The following is a 12,043-nucleotide window of genomic DNA, read 5'->3' on the forward strand; positions in this document are numbered from 1 at the left end:
ATGGGGAAATTTATGACCGTTTTTAAGTTTCATTTGAAAGACGGATTGACTTCGAAGTCATTTATCTTCGGTAATCTAATTACAATTGTAATTGTACTTGGGATTTTTGGCTTTAGTCATTTTTCGTCGAACGGGTCAAAGGATGAAGTCGCATTCATTAATCCAACGTCCTACAAAACAAATATCGATCAGCTAAATAAAGGCCTGAATTCGGTAAAACTGTTTTTACAAGAAGAAGGCGATCTGGCGCAATTAAAGAAACTAGTTAGAGTCGGGGAGCTCGATGGCATTATCGAAATGAAAGAAAAGAACGGTTTACCCGCATTGACGTACACGTATAAATCTTTTGCTGATCAAGAGCTAGTGGCCATCCTAACTCAAAAAATCCAACAAGTAGGGATCAATAAAACAATTGCGGATTCGAACGTTAACCCGGAGGTTGCGGCTAAACTGGTAACACCCGTTCCAGTAGAAAACAAAGCATTAAAAGATACGACTGGAACAGTGGGGATCGTTTATATTTTCGTTATCCTAATGTATTTGTTAATCCTCGGTCAAGGTCAAATGATTGCAAATACCATTACTGCTGAAAAGGCATCGCGTGTTATGGAAATCATGATACCGAAAGTAAAGCCGATCTATATGATGTATGGAAAAATTCTTGTACAGTTAGTCACGGGACTAGTGCAAATTGTTATCATGCTTCTAGGCTTTCTTGCAAGTTACTCCTTAGGTTGGATTGATGGGAAACAATTTTCATTTTTCGGCTTTGATATTGATCTAAGCAATTTAACTGGAATCGTGATTGCTTCCTTTATCATTTATTTTATTCTCGGCTATCTATTATATGCGATTGGATATGCAGCAGTCGGTGCTGTCGTTAGCCGAACGGAAGACTTAGGTTCAGTTTCTTTCCCGATTATTATGTGCATCATGGTGGCTTTTTTTATCGGAATAAGCTCCATCTTTAACCCTGCATCAACACATGTTGTTGTTAGCTCCTATATCCCAATTACATCACCGATTGTGACATTTTCAAGAATCGTATCCGGCGAAGCGGGCTATGCGGAGATGGGCATTACCATCGTCATTCTTCTAGCTAGCATTGCAATCATTAACCACTTGGCAAGTAGAATTTACGTGAACGGCGTCATGAATTACAGCGGAAAAGTGAAATTTAAAGATGTTATTCAAATGGCACAAAAACATTAAAATAAGCTATTTTACGAGTCTAAAAAAATCAGCATGGATGGAAAGGGTCGTGCACTGGATAATATCATTATCGAACGTTTTTGGCGAAACATAAAGTACGAGGAGGTGTACTTAAAAGAATACGAGACTCCAAGGGAAACAAGGAAAAATATAAGGGACTATATAGATTTTTACAATCACGAACGTCCCCATCAGTCATTAAACTATGAAACACCAGCATCTATTTATTTCGGGTAGGTGGATCGCTGGTTGTCCACCACCATTGACCTTGCTTTTGTCCGTGTTCATTGAGCCCACGCAGGCCAAAAAATAGCCTGAAGGGGCTGATTCTTCTTTAAATTGTAACACGGACAAATCGATTCTAAGCATTCGTGGGCCCCCCTCCATCGCCTGCTAAGAATCGGGCGCGGCGGTCAATGGCAAGCAGCTGTCGCTAAGGCTGGCTCTAACATCGAAAAAGTGGTTCCCATTTTCAGTGAGGCAAGTACTCGCTTTAACCGTGAAAGGGCAAAGACACAATCTATTAACCTACCTTATTTTTAAAAAAGTATTGTCTTGACATTGGGGTCCACTTTAGTATTTGAAATAGCATCTATGCAAGTTTAAGAAGTAATATGATTATTAAGTGGAGAAAAGGAAATGGGGAGAAGCTATTGACTATACGAATTTTAAATGAGTCTGATGCTCAGTTATACCAAGAATTACGTTTAAGTGCATTAAAAATCAACCCTGAAGCATTTGGCTCAACTTATGAGAGAGAGGCTAAATTCACTCTTGAAGCTGTAGCAGAACGATTAAAACCAAACGATAACAAATTTGTCTTGGGTGCTTTTGAGGATAGAAATTTATTAGTGGGAATTGTGACTTTTGTGCGTGAAAGTAGTCTTAAAACTGCTCACAAAGGGAATGTTTTCGGAATGTTTGTGAAGCCAGAAATGCGAGGACAAGGGTTAGGGAAATTGCTCCTGCTTGAACTGATAAAAAAGGCAAAAGATTGCATCGGTTTGGAACAAATTAATTTAACAGTGATATCCAATAATGAGCCTGCAAAGAATCTATATAGATCCTTTGGATTCCAAATTTACGGGGTAGAAAAGAATGCTTTAAAAGATAACGGGAAGTATTTTGACGAAGATTTAATGGTTTTAAAAATCTAATTTTAATCTAACGTAGGGTGTTATTTTACAAGAATAATGGGTGGCCATATAATGAAGGTTTTCTTTGAATTTTACGCTTTATTAACATTAAAGTTTAATAAAATCTAAAAAAAAGAGGTGAATGATGATTTGATATCTAAACCGAGGAAAATAAAAACTCTTTTTCTTTTAATGGTTTGTGTATTTATCGCAACGGTTGCATTTGGGTTAATTATCCCGATATTGCCCGACTTTATGGATAAATTTAATACAAACGGACAAATGATGGGATTACTAGTAGCCACATACGGTATTATTCAGCTTTTTTTATCTCCAATTGCTGGACGTTTTGCTGATCGCTATGGTCGAAAAAGAATTATAGAGATTGGTTTAATTTGTCTCACTTTATCTCAATTAGTCTTTGCTTTTTCAGTTCATTTTTGGTTGCTATTTTTAGGGAGGTTTTTAACAGGTATCGCAGTATCACTTTTAATTCCCAGTGCTATGGCATGTATTATTGATATAACGACAGAAGAAGAACGTGCTAAGGGGTTAAGTTTCCTTAATGCCTCTATATCATTTGGTTTTGTCATAGGACCTGGAATTGGAGGTTTTCTAACAACGTATGGTTTATATGTACCTTTTTATTTTGCGTCTGCTATATCCTTTGTTTCCTTTTTACTGTCATTTTTTTTACTACCTGAAACCTTAGGGAAAAAGACACAGTTGACGGCAGAAGACAGCGTTTCCCCCCAACCAATGGTACAGCAATTATTACGTTCCATTCGAGCACCTTATGTTGTTCCATTGCTTTTGGTATTTCTCTATAGTGTAGCCTTATATATTTTTGAAGCCATTTTTGGGCTGTTTGTTGACAAACAATTTGGCTATACGGCAAAGGATATTGCGCTGGTAATCACAATTTCTGCATTTGTAAGTGTTATAATTCAACTGTCATTAACGAATAAATTTGTTTCCCTTTTTGGTGAATCGAGGGTTATGAATGGAACAATGATAGCGGGTGGCATTAGTTTTTTATTTCTCTTGTTCATCACACGCTTTTGGAGTATCTTATTGCTGACTTGTTTCCTTTATACCGCTACTTCCATCCTGCGTCCAGTTATCAATACAGTGTTATCCAAATTGGCAGTAAATGAGCAAGGATTTATTGCGGGTATGAATAATGCATATGTAAGCCTAGGGAGTGTGGTTGGTCCTATATTAGGGGGGATTTTATTTGATATTAACACTTATTTCCCTTATATAGTAGGAGTATTAGCCTTTTTGTCTGGTACAGTGCTTTTAACATGGAAGCATAATCCCTTATATCAACATGATCTAAAGCGTGAGAACAAACTATTTAATAATAACTAATGGGAGGATTTCAGTAATGTTCATGATAAAGAAGATAAAAAAGAAACAACCTTTTATAGATTAAAAGATGACGGACTTGTGAAAGCATATAGTCATCCGAATATTGATTTTGATCCTTTAGAGGAACAAGAACCTGATTATATAGAAGAAAAGGTGAAATTATTAGGAGTGATAGTATTGTCGAATTTTGAAGAAAATATAAAGGACATATTAAGACAAATAACTTCAAATCCATTAATTATTATGATGTGTGGTGTAGCGGGTTCAGGGAAGACGACATTCGCACAACGCTTGGAAACAGAAGGGTTTGTACGTCTTTCGATTGATGAAGAGATTTGGAAGGTTAATGGACGTTATGGAATAGACTATCCTGCTGAGAAATATGGCGATTATCAAGTTGAAGCTGAAAGAAGGCTTCAAAATCAATTGATACGTCTGATTCAGGATAAACGAAAGGTTGTGATTGATTTCAGTTTTTGGCAAAAAGCCAAACGAGATGGATACAAACAGCTAATTGAAAAAGCTGGTGGTGAGTGGAGACTTATTTATTTGAAAGTTAGTCCTGAAATTATTCGCAAACGGTTGGATATACGGAGTAAAAGATTTGATGCAAATGCAGCTTTTCCTATCACGGAAGATGCTTTAACTTCTTACTTAAACGGATTTGAAGTGCCTTCTTGCGAAGGGGAAGTAGTTATAGAGTCAATATGAAAAGTAATCTTAATAGGACAAATGAGTGTATCTTAAACACAGAAAATACAATAACCTTCAACAATCAAAAGATTGTTGAAGAAGAATAGTGGGCGTAGTGGTCAAACCTTTAGAGCTATAGTTGACAATCTTGTTTTTTTACATTATCGTTTTATAAAATGATAATGATATGGAGGTAATCCAATGAAAGGAAATGCTGATTTACTTCTTCATCCCGTGCGGATGCGAATTGTACAGCAATTGTTGCTAAACAAACCACTGACGATCGCTCAACTTGTGGAGATACTTGGAGATGTTCCTCAAGCTACGCTATATCGGCATATCAATCTTTTACTTGAGGCAAATTTAATTGAAGTGATTGAAACAAAAAAGGTGAAAGGAACAGAGGAGCGTAAATTCTCAGTCAAAATGGATAACTTGCAAATTCCTGAAGGCGAAATTGAAACGATCTCACAGGAAGATCATATCCGTCATTTTTCCGTATTTCACGGTAATTTACTTCAATTAGCAACGTCTTATTTGGCGAATACGTCCCCTGAACAGTATGAACAAGAAGGGTTTAGCTATGCGTATGTACCTTTGCATTTGTCAGATGAGGAATTCCAGGAGCTTACTCAGTCCATTCAACAGGAGATTGAGAAGGTGTTCAACAACAAATTAACACCTGAACGAACCACGCGAATTTTTGGGAGTATGTTTATTCCACAAAAACCACCAAAAGAGTAAGGGGGGCAACAGATGCATTATGGGTATCACATTGAAATTGATGAAATTGGAGCTTGGTTACCATTACTTTTGCCTATCTTAATCCTACATCTGATCTTATTTTCTGTGGCATTAGTGGATTTATTAAAAAGAGATCAAAGTACGGATTATAAATGGCTTTGGGGTGCTGTGATTATACTGGTTAACATCATTGGTCCCATTTTATATTTTGTCTTGGGAAGGAGGCAACGCTCAGATGCACCTACTTCAAGTAAGTCAACTCCAAAAAAAGTACGGAAATCATGAAGTTGTTCAAAATGTTGATTTTCATATTAATCAAGGAGAATGTGTGGCTCTTCTCGGTCCGAACGGAGCAGGTAAAACAACGATCATTAAAATGATACTAGATATAAACAAACTTACAGGCGGAAAAATCTTGCTTAACGGAAAACGCCATGACCAAATGCGTAAATTTATTGGGTATTTACCACAACACCCTACTTTTTATCCATGGATGACGGGAAGAGAATTGCTTATATTTATGGGCGGACTTTCAAATATAGAAAGGGATATTTTGGAAGAAAGGATCAACGAATTGCTGAAGTTGGTAGGACTGAGTGAGGTAGAAAATCAGCTTATTGGTACCTATTCGGGAGGGATGAAGCAAAGGTTAGGTATTGCACAGGCACTTATCCATCAACCAAAATTACTGATTATGGACGAACCAGTTTCTGCATTGGATCCATTAGGACGCAGGGATATATTGGAATTGCTTAAAGTGATCAAACAGAAATCGACGATTCTTTTTTCAACACATATTTTGCATGATGCCGAAGAACTTTGTGATAAGATGCTGATCATCAACAAAGGACAATTACTTGTTAACGGATCCATTCATCAAATTATTGAACAGACTCAAAAACCAATCTTTATCATTCAGGCACCTCGATTAAGCGAGTGGACACACCAACTTATGAATGAAGACCTTATTGAATCTATTGAGTTAACAGGAAATGCTGCCAAAGTACGAGTTAAAAATATCGAACAGGGAAGAGATTGGCTGTTAAGCCATATTTTAAAAGCACAGCTCCCAATTCAAAAGTTTGAATTAGTGCAAGAAAGCCTAGAAGAGATCTTCTTAAGGATGGTGAAGTCATCATGAATCGTTTCACAGTTCTGTTGCAGAAAGAGTGGCTTGATGCAAAAAGAAGCTATAAATTATTATGGTTGCCTGTCGTTTTTATGTTTTTGGGCATTCTCCAACCTTTATCGTCTTTTTATTTACCAGAAATTTTAAAAATGGCTGGTGGACTGCCTGATGGAATGACGATCACATTACCTGAGTTAACGGCTAGTGAAGTATTAGCTAGTGCCTTAACCGATCAATTTGACCAATTGGGCTTAATCGTGATTGTCATGGCAACGATGGGCATCATTGCATCAGATAAAAATAATGGCATGTTAGCGTTTATTCTGACGCGCAACACGACACTTGTTGAATATTTGCTAAGTAAGTTAGTAGGGCATGCTGTCATGATTGCAGGTTCCATATTCCTCGGATTTCTGACAGCAGTATTTTATACTTTTTATCTATATCAAGCTGTTTCCGTGGCCAGGATAGCAGCTGGGCTGGGGGTTTATTACATTTGGTGTCTGTTTATGTTGACCTTCGTAATCGCAATCGGCGCTTTATTGTCTAGAACACCGGCCATTGCATTGTTGTCTATTTTTGTTCTAATCTTTTTGAAAACTATTACATTGTTGGAGGGAGGATTTCAAATCCTAAATCCAGCACATTTATCAAATCAAGCTGTTAGCATCATAACGTCAGGGAATGTGTTACCGCACTTTTTCATCACCATGACGGTATCTGTATTACTCATTGTTTTCTGCTTAATATTTGCAACATCGTATTTATCCCGAAAGGAATTGCCTTCTATGTGATTTCCTTCATCGGGTCACTGGTTAAATAAACCATAGATGATTGGCTGTATAAATTGGAGGGGATACAAGATGGGTTTTCAAGTTGTGGCAGGTGATCGTGAGTTACGACTGAATATTTCGGGATGGACAGCGGCTTTAACTTTGAGGAAGGAGATCAAAATACCTTACACCTCCATTGAAGAAATTCGGGTGGGGAAATTTCATTTTCCATGGACTGCGGCTATTAAGAGAACTGGTATCACAACATCTGGCTATAAAGCTGGAATATTCATGATTGAAGATGAGAAATACTTTTTAGCCTATCATAACCAAAATGAAGTCGTCATGCTTCAATTGAAGGGTTGTGAGTTTGATCATGTTGTATTTGAAAGTGAAAACCCTAGACAATTGGTTCACGAAATGATGAGGAATTACCCTTCAATCAATCTAAGAGAAAACGCACAAAGGGAAGATGAAATATGATCGAAAACCTCTTTCCTATTCTAATTTTTACTGCATTATTGGGATCTGGGCTGATTGCAGGATTATTCTTTGCATTTTCGGCATTTGTCATGAAGGCTCTCTACCGGCTCCCTCCAGAGCAGGGAATTTCGGCTATGCAGTCCATAAATAATGTTGTGCTAAATCGACTATTCTTTACAGTGTTTATGGGGACATCTCTTGTTTGTATCCTGCTTGTGATTATTTCATTATTCAATTGGCAAGAACCGAATGCCATTTATATATTAGCTGGTAGTTTGTTTTATCTTCTGGGAAGCTTGCTGGTTACGGCGGTATGTAATGTCCCACTAAATGATGCATTAGCCAATATAAGAGCTACAGATGCAGAAAGTTTGGAGCTATGGAAAGATTACTATTTAAAATGGACAGCATGGAACCATGTTCGGACCATTTCAAGTTTAGCCTCATCAGCACTATTCGTCTTCGTTCTTTGGCGAATTTAGACCAAAATGGAATGGGGGATGAGGTTTCATATGAGTTATCGTCAATTCTGATGATTGTTTCCTGCTAACTCTATACAGGGAAAATAATAGCGATATAACTAAAGTGACGAGTATTCTAGTAAAAGGAGCGATATTTATATGATAGAGTTTTCAACATTAGGAACATTTTTTGTGGTGGTTTTAGGTTTATTTTTGGTACCCGGTCCTGCGGTACTTTTAACTTTGTCCAGCACCATACGAGGAGGTAGAAAAACAGGGATTCTAACAGGGCTAGGTATTGCAACAGGTGATTTTATACATACAATGTTTGCTGTTTTGGGGCTGTCTGCTATTTTGATGACTTCAGCTGCTGCATTTAACCTTGTCAAATATGCTGGGGCAGTTTATTTGATTTATATGGGGCTTAAAGCTATTGCAGAAAAGCCCAATAAACAAGACCTTCCTTCCGTCTCAAAGTCATCAAACCTTCAATCATACAGACAAGCCGTTTTGGCAGAGGTATTGAATCCAAAAACGGCTATTTTCTTTTTAGCTTTTCTGCCTCAATTTGTCCATCCTGAAAAGGGCACTGCGATAGTTCAATTCTTATTGCTAGGTTTGATATTTGTGATTATGAGTTGTCTTTACACTACCTTGATTGCTATCAGTGTTCGACTCATTGGCCGTTTGATGAAGAGAACTGCCAAACTTGGACAATGGAGTGGAAAATTTGCAGGTTTGATTTATATATGGCTTGGTGTAAAAGTAGCTTTTCAACAGCGATAAAAAATCCGTATGTGATCATGCAAATTGCCTCTGGTCGCCATTATTGGCGGAGGAAAAGCGGGAATCAATACGCCTGAGGCTTCTGAAGAAAGAGGGCAGGCCAGCACAAATAGCTTATCGATTGAATGGCCGGTTGTTCTGGCTAGTGCTTTCTTTGTCCATTCTCCATTACTTGTCCGATCGTTTAGGAGTTTCCCAACGGATCGGACCCTGTGAATTGATGATCTACTTTTGTTGTATTTACGTGCTAATACGTCGACTACTTTTTCGGGGAATTTTACCACCGTATCGACCACGAACATAACAAACTCCCATATTCCTCCCGATCTAACCAAAATCCTGAAAGAGATCAATGAGATATAAAGTGAAACTTCATTCAGTGGGGGTTTTTTTCATCCCCCACTGAATAGTAAGGATCAAAGGCTAAATTCGCAACATCCTGTCGGCAGGCTCAAAGCACGACATCCTGTCGTTTCGCCCGCACTAGTACGTCCTGTACGTCGCAACGCCTTTGTGACCTTCGTCCAGCAGGCCTGAACCAATCGGGTATTTACTGGCAGTTGTCCCCCACTTACAATTCTCGTTTTCACCTCGAATTCTTGAAGTGGGGGGCTTACTGTCAGTTAATTCGGGATCAATCCGTTCTCTATACACTTTTCTACAGCTTGGTCACGATTGTTTACACCAAGTTTGGCGTACATTTCGGAAGCATAATTCCTAACTGTACCTTCAGATAGAAAAAGTCTAGCGGCAATGGTCTTGTAACGCATACCTTTGGCTAAATAGTGAATAATTTCAATTTCTCGAGATGTCAGTCCATAATCATTTTTGTCATGTTTACCAGCTGAAATATTTTGCTCCTTCAATTTTTCAAACACCTGATTAGCAATTTCATGGTAGATAATGGTATCTCCACGGTGAATGAAACGAAGGGTATCAATGAGCTCTTTTGCTTGAATAGACTTAAGTAAATAGCCATTTGCTCCTTTTTGCAGAGCCTCTACCGCTTGATCGATATTCTCAAAAGATGAAAGAATCACAATCTTGATCATGGGATTCTTCTCCTTTATCGCTTCCATGGCTTCTATTCCATTCATATTTGGCATATTTACATCCATAAGCACGATATCGGGCTGGTTTAGGCTACTTAATGATAAGGCATCTTCTCCAGATTCAGCAATACCGACAATTTGCAGTTGATTGTGACTCTCCAAAGTTGTCTTCAACCCATCCAAAATGCCAGGTTGATCATCTACTAAGATTACCTTGAGCGTCTCGGTATTAGCTTCGCTGTTTCTTGGAATAGTACAGATAATCACCGTTTCTTCCATATTGTCTGTATGTATGGATAAATTTCCTTGCAAAGCCTGCAATCTTTCTTTCATCGCACGTAAGCCAAAGCCGAGTTCAATTTTTTTCGCTTGTTCCAATACACCATTGTCTTCAACTTGCAAGCGTAGCTCCAAGCTGTCGAAGTATAAAGATACTTTAATTTCACTTGCTTGCCCATGTCTAACAGCGTTCGTTAATGTTTCCTGAATGCAACGAATAATCGTTAATTTAACTTCCTTTGATAAGTTGTATTCATCTCCAAAATATCGAAATTTAACAGACGTATCCGTACTTTCCATAAATTTGTCAATTAACTGTTTTACATATTGAACAAGTGATAAATTCATTGCGGATGGTTCCAACTGATGTACAAGCTTTCGCATGTCTTGTAAACCGTCACGTGCCGTGTTCAGTAAAACGTTCAGTTTATGTCCAACCTTTTCATCCGCCAACGAAGAATGGATTGTCTCCATACCCATGATCATCGTGGTAAACGTATGACCGACCGTATCATGCAACTCCCGCGATAAACGATTACGCTCCTCCTGCAGAGTAAGTTGTTCCACCTCGTATACATATTGTTCAAGCACACTGTTTTGCTTATGGATGATCAAGCTTTGCTTATGGTTGGTCACAAGTAATTGAAAAGCATAACCAAGTCCAAATGCTACACCATAATTCGATATTAAACGAAGAAAAGTGTCGGTCAAAGATTGATCGGTTACCATTCCGATGATAAAAGGAATGACCACAATAGTTAAAGGTCCGGACCAAATATAGACTCTTAGGATACTGTAAAACCCTATCACAAAAGCAATCGGGATAAACTGCCATAATGCATCATGAAGAAGGAATGTCAAAAAAATGCAATAGCTTCCAGAAATGATGATCTCCGTAAGTATGAAGTATTTTCTAAAAAATTGCTGAATTAAAAATGGAATTGAAAAGACAATGAAGGGCAATCCAAACAGAATCCAAAACGGAAATGATAAAATATTATGAAATTCCCACAAGCCGATTAGGACAGAGAGTAACCAAATGGAGCGAACAGCAAATACCATCCAGTCATACCAGTACCACTTTTTGATGATGTCATACATAAGAGAACCCCGCTTATTTAATGATGTGACTATCACTATTTTACTACAAGTCATTATGAATATCAGTCATGAAAACAAATGACAAAATGTCACTATGCCTTATGACGTGAAGTATGGATAATGAAATAAGTATTGGACAGTGAGGAATCTAATGCTACTTCATTATTAAAAGAAAAGGTGGTTTTCTGTATGAAAATGCTTATCTTTAATTTTAAAAACTTTCTGTATTTGTTCCTTTGGTTTTTCATTGGCTTCTTATACTTCGCTTTTTATTTAATAAGCGTAACGTTTTCCGTAGGAGTAAGCTTTACAGTTGTCGGCATTCCGATTTTAGCTGGAGTTTTTCGAACGATTCCTTTTTTTCTGGATTTAGATCGAAAGGCAGCAGAAAAATATGCGTACATCAATATTCCTAACTTAAAGTGGGACCCACAGGATAAAGTGATAAAGGAAATTTCAGACAAAAGAAATTGGTTTGCTGTGGGGATCATGGTTTTTCCAAGATTTCTTCTAGGTTTCTTCACTTTTATTGCTGCTTTTGTCTGTTATTTACTGCCAATCGCGATGATTTTATCACCTTATTTGTATAGATTATTTGATATGACCGTCATGATGATCACGATTGATACATTACCACGTGCTATAGTAGCTTGCATAGCAGGAATCATTTTATTGTTATTGTTACCCCGTTTGGCGGAAAGAATTGTAAAGTGGGCAGGGAGTTATACAGAGAATATATTGGAAACGATTCGAAGCTGGCGATAAGCGTTTGATGATCGTATGTAATATAGGAGGATAAGGCTTTACTATATGTAGTGAA

The 12,043-nt window shown here is 37.7% G+C and carries 13 protein-coding genes and 1 pseudogene; 13 read left to right on the forward strand and 1 reads right to left on the reverse strand.

Annotated features, from left to right (window positions below; translation table 11 throughout):
* From H9631_RS07495 to H9631_RS07550, 12 genes and pseudogenes are all read left to right on the forward strand, one after another.
* Positions 1-1,212, forward strand: coding sequence for an ABC transporter permease (locus H9631_RS07495; RefSeq protein WP_191811446.1), 1,212 nt, complete (start codon positions 1-3; stop codon positions 1,210-1,212).
* A gap of 24 nt (positions 1,213-1,236) precedes the next feature.
* Positions 1,237-1,449: pseudogene (locus H9631_RS07500) on the forward strand (integrase core domain-containing protein); the annotation flags it as partial.
* 416 nt (positions 1,450-1,865) lie between these two features.
* Positions 1,866-2,369 carry a GNAT family N-acetyltransferase gene (locus H9631_RS07505; RefSeq protein WP_191811448.1) on the forward strand — a complete coding sequence of 168 codons (504 nt, stop codon included), beginning with the start codon at positions 1,866-1,868 and terminating at the stop codon, positions 2,367-2,369.
* 129 nt (positions 2,370-2,498) lie between these two features.
* On the forward strand, positions 2,499-3,722 hold the full coding sequence (locus H9631_RS07510) for an MFS transporter (protein ID WP_225220926.1): 1,224 nt from the start codon (positions 2,499-2,501) through the stop codon (positions 3,720-3,722).
* A 243-nt stretch (positions 3,723-3,965) separates the two neighbouring features.
* Complete coding sequence (locus H9631_RS07515; protein ID WP_077706831.1) at positions 3,966-4,433, forward strand: AAA family ATPase; 468 nt, start codon at positions 3,966-3,968, stop codon at positions 4,431-4,433.
* A gap of 183 nt (positions 4,434-4,616) precedes the next feature.
* Positions 4,617-5,159 (forward strand): helix-turn-helix domain-containing protein, encoded by a 543-nt coding sequence (locus tag H9631_RS07520; RefSeq protein ID WP_077604227.1) that lies wholly within the window; start codon positions 4,617-4,619, stop codon positions 5,157-5,159.
* A gap of 12 nt (positions 5,160-5,171) precedes the next feature.
* Positions 5,172-5,444, forward strand: coding sequence for a PLD nuclease N-terminal domain-containing protein (locus tag H9631_RS07525; protein ID WP_139344885.1), 273 nt, complete (start codon positions 5,172-5,174; stop codon positions 5,442-5,444).
* On the forward strand, positions 5,395-6,300 hold the full coding sequence (locus H9631_RS07530; protein WP_077604226.1) for an ABC transporter ATP-binding protein: 906 nt from the start codon (positions 5,395-5,397) through the stop codon (positions 6,298-6,300). Before H9631_RS07525 ends, H9631_RS07530 begins: the two co-directional genes overlap by 50 nt.
* Positions 6,297-7,082, forward strand: coding sequence for an ABC transporter permease (locus tag H9631_RS07535; RefSeq protein WP_077702594.1), 786 nt, complete (start codon positions 6,297-6,299; stop codon positions 7,080-7,082). Before H9631_RS07530 ends, H9631_RS07535 begins: the two co-directional genes overlap by 4 nt.
* 69 nt (positions 7,083-7,151) lie before the next feature.
* Positions 7,152-7,544, forward strand: a complete 393-nt coding sequence (locus H9631_RS07540) for a PH domain-containing protein (protein WP_077702595.1) — start codon at positions 7,152-7,154, stop codon at positions 7,542-7,544.
* Positions 7,541-8,026: an anthrone oxygenase family protein gene (locus tag H9631_RS07545; RefSeq protein ID WP_077702596.1), complete on the forward strand. Its 486-nt coding sequence runs from the start codon at positions 7,541-7,543 to the stop codon at positions 8,024-8,026. Before H9631_RS07540 ends, H9631_RS07545 begins: the two co-directional genes overlap by 4 nt.
* Positions 8,027-8,164: 138 nt before the next feature.
* Positions 8,165-8,791, forward strand: coding sequence for a LysE family translocator (locus tag H9631_RS07550; protein WP_077604222.1), 627 nt, complete (start codon positions 8,165-8,167; stop codon positions 8,789-8,791).
* Positions 8,792-9,414: 623 nt separating this feature from the next.
* On the opposite strand, the gene H9631_RS07555 is transcribed toward H9631_RS07550, so the two are convergent.
* Positions 9,415-11,223 (reverse strand): hybrid sensor histidine kinase/response regulator transcription factor, encoded by a 1,809-nt coding sequence (locus tag H9631_RS07555; RefSeq protein WP_176087275.1) that lies wholly within the window; start codon positions 11,221-11,223, stop codon positions 9,415-9,417.
* Between the two features lie 189 nt (positions 11,224-11,412).
* On the opposite strand from H9631_RS07555, the gene H9631_RS07560 reads away from it, so the two are divergent.
* The gene (locus H9631_RS07560; protein WP_191811450.1) at positions 11,413-11,988 is read left to right on the forward strand and encodes a sensor domain-containing protein; all 576 of its coding nucleotides are present in this window, start codon (positions 11,413-11,415) and stop codon (positions 11,986-11,988) included.
* The last annotated feature ends 55 nt before the right edge of the window (positions 11,989-12,043 follow it).

It is taken from the genome of Bacillus norwichensis (assembly GCF_014836955.1).
In the GTDB taxonomy this organism is placed as follows: Bacteria; Bacillota; Bacilli; order Bacillales; family Bacillaceae_C; genus Siminovitchia; species Siminovitchia norwichensis.